16 protein-coding genes are annotated in these 12,707 nt (G+C 72.7%); 9 read left to right on the forward strand and 7 right to left on the reverse strand.

The window, feature by feature from the left end; all coding sequences use genetic code 11:
* Positions 1-46: 46 nt before the first annotated feature.
* From sigE to ACH34R_RS29770, 5 genes are all read left to right on the forward strand, one after another.
* Entirely contained in the window at positions 47-622 is a 576-nt protein-coding gene (gene sigE / locus ACH34R_RS29750) for an RNA polymerase sigma factor SigE (protein WP_397564896.1), read from the forward strand.
* A complete protein-coding gene (locus ACH34R_RS29755; protein WP_397564837.1) occupies positions 619-1,230 on the forward strand; it encodes an anti-sigma factor family protein in 612 nt (203 codons plus the stop codon). Before sigE ends, ACH34R_RS29755 begins: the two co-directional genes overlap by 4 nt.
* Positions 1,227-2,303, forward strand: coding sequence for a hypothetical protein (locus ACH34R_RS29760; RefSeq protein WP_397564838.1), 1,077 nt, complete (start codon positions 1,227-1,229; stop codon positions 2,301-2,303). The genes ACH34R_RS29755 and ACH34R_RS29760 overlap by 4 nt, the downstream gene beginning before the upstream one ends.
* Before the next feature lie 128 nt (positions 2,304-2,431).
* Entirely contained in the window at positions 2,432-4,222 is a 1,791-nt protein-coding gene (locus tag ACH34R_RS29765; RefSeq protein ID WP_397564839.1) for a trypsin-like peptidase domain-containing protein, read from the forward strand.
* A gap of 86 nt (positions 4,223-4,308) precedes the next feature.
* Positions 4,309-4,674: a sec-independent translocase gene (locus ACH34R_RS29770; protein WP_397564840.1), complete on the forward strand. Its 366-nt coding sequence runs from the start codon at positions 4,309-4,311 to the stop codon at positions 4,672-4,674.
* 31 nt (positions 4,675-4,705) lie between these two features.
* Here ACH34R_RS29770 and ACH34R_RS29775 read toward each other — a convergent pair whose 3' ends face one another.
* A complete protein-coding gene (locus ACH34R_RS29775; protein ID WP_397564841.1) occupies positions 4,706-5,353 on the reverse strand; it encodes a LysE family translocator in 648 nt (215 codons plus the stop codon).
* Positions 5,354-5,462: 109 nt separating this feature from the next.
* Here ACH34R_RS29775 and ACH34R_RS29780 point away from each other — a divergent pair, with 109 nt between their 5' ends.
* The gene (locus ACH34R_RS29780) at positions 5,463-5,915 is read left to right on the forward strand and encodes an Lrp/AsnC family transcriptional regulator (RefSeq protein WP_397564842.1); all 453 of its coding nucleotides are present in this window, start codon (positions 5,463-5,465) and stop codon (positions 5,913-5,915) included.
* 4 nt (positions 5,916-5,919) lie between these two features.
* On the opposite strand, the gene ACH34R_RS29785 is transcribed toward ACH34R_RS29780, so the two are convergent.
* Both ACH34R_RS29785 and ACH34R_RS29790 read right to left on the reverse strand, forming a co-directional pair.
* The gene (locus ACH34R_RS29785; RefSeq protein ID WP_397564843.1) at positions 5,920-6,420 is read right to left on the reverse strand and encodes a GNAT family N-acetyltransferase; all 501 of its coding nucleotides are present in this window, start codon (positions 6,418-6,420) and stop codon (positions 5,920-5,922) included.
* A gap of 14 nt (positions 6,421-6,434) precedes the next feature.
* Positions 6,435-7,568, reverse strand: coding sequence for an Mrp/NBP35 family ATP-binding protein (locus tag ACH34R_RS29790; RefSeq protein ID WP_397564844.1), 1,134 nt, complete (start codon positions 7,566-7,568; stop codon positions 6,435-6,437).
* 80 nt (positions 7,569-7,648) lie between these two features.
* Between ACH34R_RS29790 and ACH34R_RS29795 the strand changes: the two genes are divergently transcribed.
* Positions 7,649-8,128, forward strand: coding sequence for a MarR family winged helix-turn-helix transcriptional regulator (locus tag ACH34R_RS29795; protein ID WP_397564845.1), 480 nt, complete (start codon positions 7,649-7,651; stop codon positions 8,126-8,128).
* A 14-nt stretch (positions 8,129-8,142) separates the two neighbouring features.
* Here ACH34R_RS29795 and ACH34R_RS29800 read toward each other — a convergent pair whose 3' ends face one another.
* Positions 8,143-8,676: a DUF1003 domain-containing protein gene (locus ACH34R_RS29800; RefSeq protein ID WP_397564846.1), complete on the reverse strand. Its 534-nt coding sequence runs from the start codon at positions 8,674-8,676 to the stop codon at positions 8,143-8,145.
* Positions 8,666-9,913, reverse strand: a complete 1,248-nt coding sequence (locus ACH34R_RS29805) for a magnesium transporter MgtE N-terminal domain-containing protein (RefSeq protein WP_397564847.1) — start codon at positions 9,911-9,913, stop codon at positions 8,666-8,668. The genes ACH34R_RS29800 and ACH34R_RS29805 overlap by 11 nt, the downstream gene beginning before the upstream one ends.
* 108 nt (positions 9,914-10,021) lie before the next feature.
* Here ACH34R_RS29805 and ACH34R_RS29810 point away from each other — a divergent pair, with 108 nt between their 5' ends.
* Both ACH34R_RS29810 and ACH34R_RS29815 read left to right on the forward strand, forming a co-directional pair.
* Entirely contained in the window at positions 10,022-10,900 is an 879-nt protein-coding gene (locus ACH34R_RS29810; RefSeq protein ID WP_397564848.1) for a sigma-70 family RNA polymerase sigma factor, read from the forward strand.
* A 75-nt stretch (positions 10,901-10,975) separates the two neighbouring features.
* The gene (locus ACH34R_RS29815) at positions 10,976-11,920 is read left to right on the forward strand and encodes an EamA family transporter (protein ID WP_397564849.1); all 945 of its coding nucleotides are present in this window, start codon (positions 10,976-10,978) and stop codon (positions 11,918-11,920) included.
* On the opposite strand, the gene ACH34R_RS29820 is transcribed toward ACH34R_RS29815, so the two are convergent.
* Both ACH34R_RS29820 and ACH34R_RS29825 read right to left on the reverse strand, forming a co-directional pair.
* Positions 11,917-12,324, reverse strand: a complete 408-nt coding sequence (locus ACH34R_RS29820; protein WP_397564850.1) for a hypothetical protein — start codon at positions 12,322-12,324, stop codon at positions 11,917-11,919. The genes ACH34R_RS29815 and ACH34R_RS29820 overlap by 4 nt on opposite strands.
* Complete coding sequence (locus tag ACH34R_RS29825; RefSeq protein WP_397564851.1) at positions 12,321-12,692, reverse strand: hypothetical protein; 372 nt, start codon at positions 12,690-12,692, stop codon at positions 12,321-12,323. Before ACH34R_RS29825 ends, ACH34R_RS29820 begins: the two co-directional genes overlap by 4 nt.
* Positions 12,693-12,707 lie beyond the last annotated feature (15 nt).

Here is a 12,707-nt window from a genome sequence, read left to right on the forward strand (position 1 = left end):
AGCGGTGGTCCCGGAGAGAGGAGTGCTGGTGGACGACGGCCACCAGATGGAGACTCCCGTGTCGGGATGGACTCCCCCGACCTGGGAGGAGGTCGTCCGGACGCACTCGGCGCGGGTGTACCGGCTCGCCTACCGGCTGACCGGCAACGTGCACGACGCCGAAGACCTCACTCAGGAGGTCTTCGTCAGGGTCTTCCGGTCCCTGTCGAACTACACCCCCGGCACGTTCGAGGGCTGGCTGCACCGGATCACGACCAACCTGTTCCTCGACATGGCGCGGCGCAGGCAGCGCATCAGGTTCGAGGGCCTGGGCGACGACGCCGCCGAGCGGCTGACCGGCCGCGAGCCCTCGCCCGCGCAGGCGTACCACGACGCCCACCTGGAGCCCGACATCCAGGCGGCGCTCGACGCGCTGGCCCCCGAGTTCCGCGCGGCCGTCGTGCTGTGCGACATCGAAGGGCTGTCCTACGAGGAGATCGCGGCCACGCTCGGCGTCAAGCTGGGCACGGTCCGCAGCAGGATTCACCGGGGCCGCTCACAGTTGCGTGAGGCGCTGGAGCACCGCGCCCCGCGCGGCGAACAAGTCCCCCCGACCGCCACCTCTGGGGAGGATTTGGCATGAGCCACTTGGGAGAACGCGTCTCCGCGCTGGTGGACGGCGAGCTGGGGCACAGCGAGCGTGATCGCGCGCTGGCCCATCTCACCTTCTGCACCGACTGCCGCGCCGAGGTCGAGGCGCTACGCGCGCTCAAGTCCCGGCTGCGCGCGCTGGACGGGCCCGCCATGCCGGCGGACCTCACCATGTCGCTGCTGCGCATGTCCGAGCCTGGCGGGCCGCTTCCACCGCGCATCCGCCCTTTCCCTGACGCCTCGCACACCTTCGGCGGCGTGCCGATCCCCGGCATGCACACCATCTCGCCGCCCGACAACCGCCCGCCGCGCCGCGGCCGGGGCAGGCCCGACAACCGGGCCGACAGCTCGGCCAGGACCGGCAGGGCCAGGCGCGCCGGATACGTCGCGGTCGGCATGGCCTCGGCGGCCGTCGCCTTCGGCACCATGTTCGTGGTCGGCGGGGTCGGCCAGGCGCCGCCGGTGGTCCCGCAGATGGAGCGGTTCGCCAACCAGCACAAGACCACCGCCCCCTACGTCCATCCCGGTTTCTCCGAGGCCGTCCGCCCCACCCCGCACGCCACCCCCACGCCGACCCGGTCACCGCGGCCCGTCAAGTGAGGCGCCTGCCCGCCGCCGTGGTCGTGGCGGCCGTGGTGCTGCTCGTCCTGGTGGCGGCGCACCCGGTGGCCGGCCCGGTGAGCGGGCCGCAGCGGGAGGCGGCGGAGGGCGACGACACCGGCATCGAGCTGTTGCGCGAGGCGGCGTACGCGGGGCGTACCCGGTCCTACACGGGCACCCGCCTGGTCACGACCTGGGGCGCGGCCGGGCCCTCTTCGGCGCTCACATATGTCAGGAACGTTCCAGGGGAGGGCCTTACGGTCCGCGCCGAGACCGCCGCCGGGGCCGGCACGGTCGCGGTCGGCGTCGATCCCGGCTCCCCGGCGGCGGGCCTGGCGTCACCGTTCGACGGCATGCTCGACGTGCTCGCCCGCAACTACCGGGTGGAGACCGCAGGCACCGGCACCGCCTGCGGCCGGACCGGCAGATTCGTGCAGGCCACCCGCGCCGACGGCTCGCCCGCGGCCCGCTACCTGGTGGACGAGGCCAGCGGCGTGGTGCTGCGCCGCGAGGTCTTCGACGGCCGGGGCACGCTGACCAGGGCCGACGCCTTCATCGAGCTGAGCGTCCCGCAGGAGCGGGCGGCGCCGCGGATGTCCGGCCACGCGTGGTACGGCGGGCCGTCCCTCGGCGGCGGGCCGCCCACCGGCCAGGTCGCGCATCTGCGGCAACGCGGCTGGGACGTGCCGGCCGCGCTGCCCGGCCGCCTGGAGCTGTTCACCGCCGGGGAGACCGCCGAAGGCTACCTTCATCTTGGCTACTCCGATGGACTGTCGGTAGTGTCCATATTCGTCCAGCGTGGCACCCTGGACGAGTCTCGCCTCGCGGGTTGGCATGCGCGATCCCGCGGCGGGCATACGATCTGGATCCGTGGCCTCGCGGGTTTCGAGGCCGCGGCACAGCAAGTGGTCTGGGCGAGTGGGGAGCATGTTTACACGGTCGTCGCTGACGCCCCGGCGGACATGGTCGACGCCGCCGTGGCGGCGCTTCCGCACCAGGAGGGCATCGGCGCCTGGGAGCAGGTCTGCCGTGGCGCCGACCGCCTGCTGTCCTGGATCAGCCCGTTCGCCTGAGGATCAGCCGGTCAAAGGGCCCGTTCCGGGGCCCTTCCCGGCAGGTCCCTTTTACAACTCTCGTATGCGGCTGTGGGAACAATTGCGCCAAGAGCCGAGGAGCAGTGAGGCGGAGTAGTGAGGCATCGATGACCGACGAGCAGCGGAACGAGGCCGCCGCCCGCGAAGGTGAGGGCCGCGCGCCGTCGGACCAGCAACCGGACCACCTGGAGCAGGGTCTGGGGGACGCGCCGGCCGCTGTGACCGATCACACACCGGAACGCCCCCGGCCGGACTTCCTGCCCGCCGACGCCTCGGGCCCCGGATCGTCCGAGTTCGCGGCCCCGGGCTCCGCGCCGACCGGCCCCGGTCCCTCCGGCTCCGCGGGGGCCGATCCTGCGGGGCCCGGCTCCGCGGGGCACGATGACGGACCGCCTTCGCCGGGCTGGGGAGAGCTGGGGGCGGGGGGTCTCGGCAGGCCAGGGGCGGGAGCGCCCGACTTCGCCGCGCCCGGGTCCGCGCCGGAGGGCGTACGCGAGCACCGCGATGCCGGTACCGGCACCTGGGGCAACCCCGCCGGCGACACCGCGGCGTTCCCGGTGAACATCGCCCCGATGACCGGGCCGACGCCGTACCCGGGCCGTGAGCCCGGCCCCGCGCAGGGCCAGGGCTACGACCCCGGCCGCTACGGCGGCCACCCGCCGCCACCGCCGCCTGCCCGGGCCTTCGGCATGGGGCCCGGCTGGGCCCCGCCGCCACCGCCGCCGGGACCGCCCGGCGGCGCTCCGGGCGGCGGCTCCGCCCACGGCAGGCGCCCGCCGAGCGTGGCCGCGCTGGCCGCCATCGCCGTGGTGATCGCACTGGTCGCCGGGGCGGCCGGCAGCATCGGCACCTACCTGGCCACCCGTGGCGGCAGCGATGGCACCGACCCCGACTACAGCCTCGGGGCCTCGCCGACCGGCCGCGTCGAGCGGGCCCCCGAGTCGGTCGCCGGAGTGGCCTCCCGGGTGCTGCCGAGCGTGGTCTCCATCGAGATCAGCGGCGGCGCGGAGGGCGGCACCAGCGGCTCGGGCTTCCTGGTCAAGGGCGGCTACGTCGTCACCAACAACCACGTCGCCGCCCCGGCCTCCCAGGGCGCGACCATCACCCTCCAGTTCAGCAACCGCAAGACCACCTCGGGGCGGATCGTGGGCCGTGACCCCGGCTCCGACCTCGCGGTGCTCAAGCCGGACCAGACCTTCGGCCTGGCCGAGGTCGCGCTGGGCGACTCCGACAGCGTGGTGGTGGGCGACGAGGTGATCGCGATCGGCTCGCCGCTCGGCCTGTCCGGCACGGTCACGCTGGGCATCATCAGCTCGCTGAACCGCCCGGTGGTCGCCGGCGGCGAGAGCGGCGTGATGGACACCAGCTACATCAACGCCATCCAGACCGACGCCGCGATCAACCCGGGCAACTCCGGCGGCCCGCTGGTCAACGGCAAGGGCGAGGTGATCGGGGTCAACTCCGCCATCGCCACGCTCGGCCGTTCGCCGACCAGCGGCCAGGGCGGCAGCATCGGCCTCGGCTTCGCGATCCCGATGAACCACGCCCGCAGGGTCATCGAGGACCTGGTGACCACCGGTAGCGCCAAGACCTCCCGGATCGGGATCAGCATCGACACCTCCTACCAGGGGCAGGGCGTGCGCATCGCGTCCCAGGCCGACCGCGGCCAGCTTCCGGTGGAGAAGGGCGGGCCCGCCGACAAGGCCGGCCTGCGCCCCGGCGACGTGATCACCGAGCTGAACGGCAGCCCGGTGCAGAACGCCGAGGAGCTGATGGTGCAGATCCGCAGCAAGGCTCCGGGCGAGAAGATAACGGTCAAATTCCAGCGCGGCGGCAAGGAGCAGAGCACCACGGTCACCGTGGCCGCGGGGGCGGTGCCGTCACCACAGCCGTCCTGACCGTTCCGGGCATCAAGCCGGGCCATTACTCTGGAGGACGGGGCCGGGTCAAACCCGGTCCCGTCGGCTGGCGGTAGGAGATCGCGATGTTCGGACTCGGCCCTTTCGAGGTCGTGGTGCTCGTGGTGATCGCGTTGCTGGTCTTCGGCCCGGAGAAGCTGCCCCAGGCCGCCTCCCAGGCTGGGCGCACGCTGCGTAACCTGCGGCGGATGGCCAACAACGCCAAGCACGACATCAGGTCAGGGCTGGGCCCCGAGTTCGCCGACTTCGACCCGAGCGACCTCAACCCCAGAAACTTCGTCAGGAAGCACCTGTTCGAGGACGATGACGACTGGGCGCGCAAGCCGGGTGACACGGCGGTCGATACCCTCGACCCGGTCGGCTCGCACAACGGCGCGCTCGACGAGCTGGGCTACGGCGAGATCCCGCCCTACGACCACGAGGCGACCTGAGGTCCGGCCCGAAACCGGGCGGGCGGCCGGCTCACAGCAGGCGCCCGGCCAGGAGCAGGCCGCCCAGCGCGACCATCGCGGCCCCGGACAGCCGGGCCACCAGCCTGGCGGCGGCGGGCCGGCCGGCGAAGAGGGCGTGCGTGACCTGGCCGACCAGTAGATAGAAGGCCGCGCACGTCAGCACGAACGCCAGCCCCAGCGCGCCGATCTGCGCGCCCACCGGCCAGCCCGCCCCTGGATCGGTGAACTGCGGCAACAGCGCCACGAAGATCAGCAGCCCCTTGGGGTTCAGCGCGCTGACCCCCACCCCTCGCACGAATACCCGCCGCCCGGCCCCGAGCCCGCCCACCGTCTCGGCGGGGGCCGCGGGCCGCCGTCCGGTGTGGTACGGCTTGGCCGGGGCGGTGGGGTGGAGCAGGGTTGTGGCGCCGTGCCAGATCAGGTACGCGCCGCCGATCACCGTCAGGGCGGTCAGCAGGGCCGGGGTCGCGGCGACCAGTACGCCCACGCCGGCCGCCACCAGGACGGTGACCGCGGCGTAGCCGGTGGCCAGGCCGGCGACGGCCGGTACGGCGCGCCCGCGCAGGCCCGCCTGGACGGTGAACGCCCAGTCGGCGCCCGGCACCGCGATCAGCAGCAGCGCGACCCCCCAGAACGCGAGCAGCGATTCCATGGCCATCAGCAGATTCCCCCCATATTCGCCCGTCACGGGGACGATAGGCGAAATTCGCCAGAAAGTGCTTGCGGCTTTTGCCACCCCAGCCGCCGATCGTGGAAGAATCTTCTCCATGGACGCGATCGACCGGAAGATCCTTGCCGTGCTCCAGGAGGACGGCCGTTCGACCATCACCGAGCTGGCCGCGCGGGTCGGGCTCAGCGTCTCGCCCTGCCATCGCCGGCTGCGCGAGCTGGAGCGCGGCGGGGCCATCCAGGGCTACCGCGCGATCGTGGACCCGGCCGCGCTCGGGCTGACCTTCCAGGCGCTGGTGTTCGTCACCATGCGCCAGGAGGACCGGGAGACCCTGCTGGGGTTCGAGGAGGCGGTGGCGCGCGTGCCGGAGGTCGTACAGGCGCAGCGGTTGTTCGGCGACCCCGACTACCTGCTGCGCGTCGTGACCGCGGACCTGACCGCCTACCAGGAGCTGGAGGACGATGTCCTGGCCACGCTGCCGGGCATCCAGCGGCTCAACTCCACGCTGGTGATGAAGCACGTGGTGGCCGACCGGCCGCTGCCCACGTAGGGCCTCAGGCCGGGGGCGCCTGCTGGCCGTACAGGTGGACGCGCCGGCCCCGGTAGGTCAGGTCGCGCAGGTGCCGGTGGCCGATGCGCTCGGCGACGGCGATGGAACGCTCGTTGCCCGGCAGGATGACCGAGACGATCTCGCTCGCCCCCAGCACCGTGAAGCAGTGCCGTACGGCGGCGCGGGCCGCCTCGGTCGCGTACCCCTTGCCCCAGTGCGGGCGGGCCAGGCACCAGCCGACGCCGAGGCCGGGGAAGCCGTGCGGCTGCCACGGCCCCGCCCGGCCGACGAACCGGCCGGTGGACTTCTCGATCAGCGCCCAGTGCGAGAAGCCCCGGATCTGCCGGTGGCCGATGAACATCGCGAGGCTGCGCCAGGCGTCGGCGGGCGAGCCGCCGACGCTCTCGGCGAGCCCTCCCGCGACCTCGGGATCGGCCAGCATGGCGGCGTAGTCGGCGAAGTCGTCTCCGGTCAGCGGGCGCAGAATCAGGCGCTCGGTCTCCACGGTCGCCGGGCGGTTCAGGCGGGGGACAGGTTGAGCTGACGCCCCTTCAGGCTCGCGCCCTTGCGGCTGAGGCCCGTGGCGATGCGGCGCAGCTCGGCCGCGGCCGGGGTGTCGGGGTCGGTGAGCACCAGCGGCTTGCCCTCGTCGCCGCCCTCGCGCAGCCGCAGGTCGATCGGGATCTGCCCGAGCAGCGGCACGCGCGCGCCCAGGGTGCGGGTGAGCCCGTCGGCCACCGCCTGGCCGCCGCCCTCGCCGAACACCGCGATGCGCTCGTCGCAGTGCGGGCAGGGCAGCCACGCCATGTTCTCGATGACGCCGGCGACCTGCTGGTGGGTCTGGCTGGCGATGGACCCGGCCCGCTCGGCCACCTCGGCGGCGGCCTGCTGCGGGGTGGTGACCACCAGGAGCTCCGCGGACGGCATGCGCTGCGCGACCGAGATGGCGATGTCGCCGGTGCCCGGCGGCAGGTCCATCAGCAAGATGTCGAGGTCGCCCCAGTAGACGTCGGAAAGGAACTGGTAGAGCGCGCGGTCGAGCATCGGGCCGCGCCACACCACGGGGGTGTTGCCCGGTGGTTTGAACATGCCCACCGAGATCACCTTGATGTCGTGCGCGACCGGCGGCATGATCATGTCTTCGACCTTGGTCGGCAGCTCGCTCACGCCGAGCATCCTGGGGATCGAGTGGCCGTAGATGTCGGCGTCCACGACGCCGACCTTGAGGCCGCTCGCGGCCATCGCCGCGGCCAGGTTGACCGTCACCGAGGACTTGCCGACGCCGCCCTTGCCGCTCGCCACCGCGAAGACCCTCGTCAGCGAGCCCGCCTTGGCGAACGGGATCTCCTTCTCCGGCCCACGGTCGCCCCGTAGCCTGGTCTGGAGCGCCTTGCGTTGCTCGGCGCTCATCACGTCGAGCTCTACCGTCACCCCGCGGACGCCTTCGATCCTGCCGACGGCCGCGGTGACGTCGCGGGTGATCGTGTCCTTCATCGGACAGCCGGCGACGGTGAGAAAGATGCCGACGCGGACCGCGCCCTCGGGGGAGATGTCAACGCTCTTGACCATTTCGAGCTCGGTGATCGGTCGCCGGATCTCTGGGTCGTTGACCGTGGCCAGCGCGGCTGTCACCTGCTCCGGGGTTGGTGCCATGGGTCCATGGTATGCGACCGCATGCCGCGGGAATTCGTCCACATCCGCCTGGAAGGTGGCTAACGTCCTAGGATTGACGGGTGACTGTGACGGCGGAAGACGCACAGCCGGGGGAAGGCGCTGCCTCCCCTGAGGATCTGGCGGTCTGGCGCATGCTCCAGCGTGTCCAGGTGCGAGTCACCCGGCTTCTGGAGATCGATCTGATGGTGGCCCACGATCTCCCGCTGGCCTCCTACGACGTCCTCAACCAGCTCGCGGAGACCGCGGAGCGGCGGTTGCGGATGAACGACCTCGCCGACCGGGTGCTGCTGTCCCGCAGCGGCCTGACCCGGCTGATCGACCGGTTGCAGCGTGAGGGCCTGGTCGAGCGCGAGGCGTGCGCGAGCGACGCCCGGGGTCTGTACGCGGTGCTGACCGACGCGGGCGAGGCCCGCCTGGCCGAGGCGGCGCCGACCTACCTGCGCGGCATCCGGACCCGCTTCCTGGACGTGCTCGAACCGCAGGAGCTACGGCAGTGCGCCTCGCTGCTGGGCAAGCTGCTGCCCGCTGAGATCTGCTGACGCGCCCTGCCCTCTTATCGAGGCCTGGCCCGCACGTCGTCCACCAGGCGCTGTAGTTCGGCGTGCAGGAAGTCGCGGGTGGCCACGTCGGCCAGAGCGATGCGCAGCCCGGCCAGCTCGCGGGTCAGGTACTCGGTGTCGGCCTGGTTGCGGTCGGCGACCATGCGGTCCTGCTCGTACTGCACGCGGTCGCGGTCGTCCTGGCGGTTTTGGGCCAGCAGGATCAGCGGCGCGGCGTAGGACGCCTGGAGCGACAGGATCAGGGTCAGGAAGATGAACGGGTACTCGTCGAACCGCCATGTGTCCGGGGCGAGCGTGTTCCACAGCACCCACACCACGATGAACCCGGTCATGTAGACCAGGAAACGCGCCGTGCCCAGGAACCGCGCGATGCGCTCGGACAGCTTGCCGAAGGTCTCGGGGTCGTAGTGCGACCGCAGCGTACGGCGGAGCGCGCGCGGCTGGTCCAGCCGGTCGGCGTGCCGGACCCGGTCCGCGCGGGCGGCGCGGTCGGGCGGGTCCGGGCGGCCGGATCGGTCAGTCGTCATGGGCCGGCTCCTGGTGCTCCCGCCAGTCTTCCGGCAGCAGGTGGTCGAGTACGTCGTCCACCGTGACCGCGCCCACCAGGCGGCCCAGTTCGTCCATCACCGGGGCCGCCACGAGGTTGTAGGTCGCCAGGTAGGAGGCCACCTCGGGCACGCTCAGCTCGGGTTTGATGGGGTCCAGCGAGCCGTCCAGCACGGCACCGAGCAGCGTGCCCGGCGGGTCGCGGAGCATCCGCTGGAAGTGGGCCACGCCCAGGTACCGGCCGGTGGGCGTCTCGGTGGGCGGGCGGGTCACGAAGACCTGGGCGGCCACGGCCGGGCTCAGGTCGCTCTGACGAATGTGCGCCAGCGCCTCGGCGACGGTGGCGGTGGGCGGGAGGACGATCGGCTCGCTGGTCATCAGGCCGCCCGCGGTGTCCTCGGCGTAGGTCAGCAGCCTGCGCACCGGCTCGGCCTCGCCCGGCTCCATCATCGACAGCAGCACTTCGGCCTGCTCCGGCGGGAGATCTTGCAGCAGGTCGGTGGCGTCGTCGGGGTTCATCGCCTCCAGCACGTCGGCGGCGCGCTCGGCGTCCAGCCGGCCGAGGATGCCGACCTGGTCCGGGCCGGGCAGCTCTTCCAGCACGTCGGCGAGCCGGTCGTCGTCCAGGGCGGTGGCCACCTCGATCCGCCGCTTGCCGGGGAGTTCCTGGAGCGCGTGGGCGAGGTCGGCGGCGCGCAGCGACTCGAAGGCGGCGATCATGTTTGCCGCGCCCTGGTCCCGCTGGACCACGCCGAACCCCTGGACCTCCTCCCAGTCCACGACCGACGTCACCCCGCGCCTGCGCAGGCCGAGCCCGCCCGCGCTGCGCAGCCCGGCGGTCAGCACCGCGACCTTGGTGATCATCCACTCCGACCCGCGGGTCTCCTCCATCGCGACGTCCAGTACGGTGACCCGCTCGTCCTTGACGGTCACCGCGAGGTCGAGCAGTTCGCCGATCACCAGGGTCTCGGCGGAGCGCTTGGCGAACCGGCGCATGTTGATCCGCCCGCTGAAGATCACCGAACCGGGCTCGATGCTCCTGACCCGCGTGATCGGCAGGAAGACCCGCCGCCTGGGCTGCACCTCGATCACCATGCCGTGGACGCGCGGCGGGGCAGCGGCGCGCAGCCCGGCGACCACGTCGCGCACCCGCCCGATCTGGTCCCCGGCCGGGTCGAAGACCGGTGTCCCCGCCAGCTTGGCGATGAAGACCCGCACATCGGCAGCCTAGAAGCCGGGGCCCTGGATGCGCCGGACTGCGGGCTCAAAGGATTCTTTGCCCGCCCCGGCCGGGGGCCTCGAAGGGCATGTCGTAGCCTCGCGAACGTGACGGACAGGCTCGGGGTCTTCGAGGAGCATCGGCCGATGCTCCTCGGCATCGCCTACCGGATGCTGGGGAGCGTCGCCGACGCGGAGGACATCGTCCAGGACGCGTGGCTGCGCTGGGACGACGTCACCGGCCCGGTGGCCGACCCCCGGGCCTACCTGGCCAAGATCGTGACCAATCTCTCGCTCAACCGGCTGGGCTCGGCGGCCGTGCGGCGGGAGTCCTACGTCGGCTCGTGGCTGCCAGAGCCGCTGCTGACCTCGCCCGACGTCGCCGAGGACGTCGCGGCGGCCGAGTCGCTGGCGAACTCGCTGTCGATGGCCGTGCTGGTCCTGCTGGAGAGCCTGTCGCCGCTGGAGCGGGCGGTGTTCGTGCTGAAGGAGGCGTTCGGGTTCCCCTATCCCGACATCGCCGAGGCGCTGGACCGCAGCGAGGCCGCGGTACGGCAGGTCGGTCACCGGGCCCGGGCCCACGTACACGCCCGGCGTCCCAGGTTCGAGGCGTCGGAGGAGGTCGGCCGGCGGGTAACCGCGCGGTTCGTGGCCGCGAGCATGGGCGGTGACATCAACGCGGTGATGGAACTCCTGGCGCCGGACGTGACCATGTGGAGCGACGGCGGCGGCAAGGTGCGGGCCGCGCTGCGGCCGATCACCGGGGCCGAGAAGATCGCCAGGTTCCTGGCGAGCGTGGCGGGCGGGTTCGGCGGGTTCGAGATGCGGTACGCGCACGTCAACGGCGGTCCCGGAGTGGTGATGTCCAAGGACGGCGTGCTCGAATCCGTGACCGGCCTGGACATCGCCGACGGGCGGATCACCGCCATCTGGCTGATCCGCAACCCGGACAAACTCCGGGGATTGCCGCAGCTTGACCTCATGTGACAGTATCAAAGTGCTAGTTCACTGGTTACCGGTCCGTCGTCGCGCGGCCGACGGGGAGCACGAGGTGCGCGGCTGATGAGAAAAGTGAGCCTGGGCATAGCGGTCTTAGCGTCCTGCTGCTTCGGCTTTTCCGGTCCGATGGCCAAGTTCCTGGGCGCGGTGGGGCTGACGCCGACCGAGGCGGTCTGGGTGCGGATGGCGGGCGCGGGCGTGCTGATGCTCGCCGTGCTGGCCGTCGTGCGCCCGCGCGCGCTGCGCATCCCGGTGGGCAGGCTGCCGCTGGTGGCCACGTACGCGATCGTCGCGGTCGCGGGCGCGCAGGCGTTCTTCTTCCAGGCCATCACCCGCCTGCCCGTGGGAGTGGCGCTGCTCATGGAGTTCACCGCGCCGGTACTGGTCGCCTTGTGGGTCCGCTTCGTGCGGCGGGTACGGCTGCCGCGGACGGCCTACGTCGGAGCCGTGGTCGCGTTCGGCGGCCTGTGCGTCGTGGTCGAGGTGTGGCAGGGCCTGCGCCTGGACGGCGTCGGCCTGCTGCTCGGCGCCGGGGCGGCGGCCTGCTGCGCCGGATACTTCCTGCTCAGCGACAGCATGGGCGACGACGTGGACCCGCTCGGCGTGATCGCCTGGGGCCTCGCGGGCGCGGCCGTCGCGCTCGTCCCGCTGGCCCGCCCGTGGGGCATCGACTGGACCGCCTTCGGCCGCGCGGCCACGGTCGGCGATCACACGCTGCCCGCCCTCGCGGCGGCGGCCTGGATGGTCGTGGTGGCCACGGTGTTCGCCTACGTCGCCAGCGTCACCGCGGTCCGCAGGCTGTCGGCCGCGGTCGGCTCCACGGTGTCCACGCTGGAGGTCATCGCGGGGGCCGTGGTCGCCTGGGTGCTGATCGGCGAGGCCCTCGGGCCGTACCAGATCATCGGCGGCCTGATCGTGATCGGCGGAGCCCTCCTGGCCCAGTCGGCCACCGCCCCGCCCCCGGTGCCGCGTCCGGCCGAACGCCCGGTGGCCCGCCAGTACGGCTAGGCCGCCTCGGGAATCAGTCGGACGATCTGCGACCCATCGGCCCAGCGGGCGGTCATCGCGGCTCCGTCGGGGGCGTTGAGCCGTTGCTTGGCGAGGGCCGCGACGGCGGGCGCGGCCTCGGCCGCCGACTGGTCCACGACCTCCACGGCGGCGTCGAAGACGGCCAGCTCGCCGCCCTTGTCCTTGCTGCGCAGGGTGACCCGCACCCGGCCGGACTCGGCGAGGCCGGGCAGCGACTGCTCACCGCCGCCGGTGACCACGTAGATCGCGCCGTCGTGCCAGGCGTGCCAGGCCAGCCGCGGCCGGTCGTCCAGCGTGATCCACAGCACACCGGACTTCTTGGCCCCCTCCTCGATCAGCGCGAGGGGCGGGGGCTGCGGGGGGAGATCGGGTGAAGTGCTCACGTCGCGACTTTATGCCCGCCGGCCACTCCGAGGGCGAGCACCTGCGTGAGCAGTTCCGGATAGGTGTAGGGCCGCGACAGCCGCGCGTCGGCGCGGACCGGGGACTGCCGGCATCCGGCGGCCTCGATCAGCAGGATCCGCGTCGGCGACTCCGCCAGCAGGTCGCGCGTACGGCCCGCGGCGAGGGCGGGCGCGTCGCGCTCGATGATCAGTACGTCGTACTCGCGCGCCGTCTTGAGCAGCAGATCCGCGTCGTCGCTCGCCCCGTGCGCGACGTCGGCCGCGATCCCCTCCTCCCTCAGCCCCTCGGCGACCATGTCGGCCAGCTCGGTCTCCGTGTCGGTGATGGGCACGATGAGGACGCGCATAGTCGGCTCCCCCCC

It is taken from the genome of Spongiactinospora sp. 9N601 (assembly GCF_044326295.1).
In the GTDB taxonomy this organism is placed as follows: Bacteria; Actinomycetota; Actinomycetes; order Streptosporangiales; family Streptosporangiaceae; genus Spongiactinospora; species Spongiactinospora gelatinilytica.

What these genes read in the sequence shown, in the direction of transcription:
- sigE (WP_397564896.1), top strand. Translation starts at nt 47, where the DNA reads ATGGAGACTCCCGTGTCGGGATGGACTCCCCCGACCTGGGAGGAGGTC.
- ACH34R_RS29755 (WP_397564837.1), top strand. Translation starts at nt 619, where the DNA reads ATGAGCCACTTGGGAGAACGCGTCTCCGCGCTGGTGGACGGCGAGCTG.
- ACH34R_RS29765 (WP_397564839.1), top strand. Translation starts at nt 2,432, where the DNA reads ATGACCGACGAGCAGCGGAACGAGGCCGCCGCCCGCGAAGGTGAGGGC.
- ACH34R_RS29770 (WP_397564840.1), top strand. Translation starts at nt 4,309, where the DNA reads ATGTTCGGACTCGGCCCTTTCGAGGTCGTGGTGCTCGTGGTGATCGCG.
- ACH34R_RS29775 (WP_397564841.1), bottom strand. Translation starts at nt 5,353, where the DNA reads ATGGCCATGGAATCGCTGCTCGCGTTCTGGGGGGTCGCGCTGCTGCTG.
- ACH34R_RS29780 (WP_397564842.1), top strand. Translation starts at nt 5,463, where the DNA reads ATGGACGCGATCGACCGGAAGATCCTTGCCGTGCTCCAGGAGGACGGC.
- ACH34R_RS29790 (WP_397564844.1), bottom strand. Translation starts at nt 7,568, where the DNA reads ATGGCACCAACCCCGGAGCAGGTGACAGCCGCGCTGGCCACGGTCAAC.
- ACH34R_RS29800 (WP_397564846.1), bottom strand. Translation starts at nt 8,676, where the DNA reads ATGACGACTGACCGATCCGGCCGCCCGGACCCGCCCGACCGCGCCGCC.
- ACH34R_RS29815 (WP_397564849.1), top strand. Translation starts at nt 10,976, where the DNA reads ATGAGAAAAGTGAGCCTGGGCATAGCGGTCTTAGCGTCCTGCTGCTTC.
- ACH34R_RS29825 (WP_397564851.1), bottom strand. Translation starts at nt 12,692, where the DNA reads ATGCGCGTCCTCATCGTGCCCATCACCGACACGGAGACCGAGCTGGCC.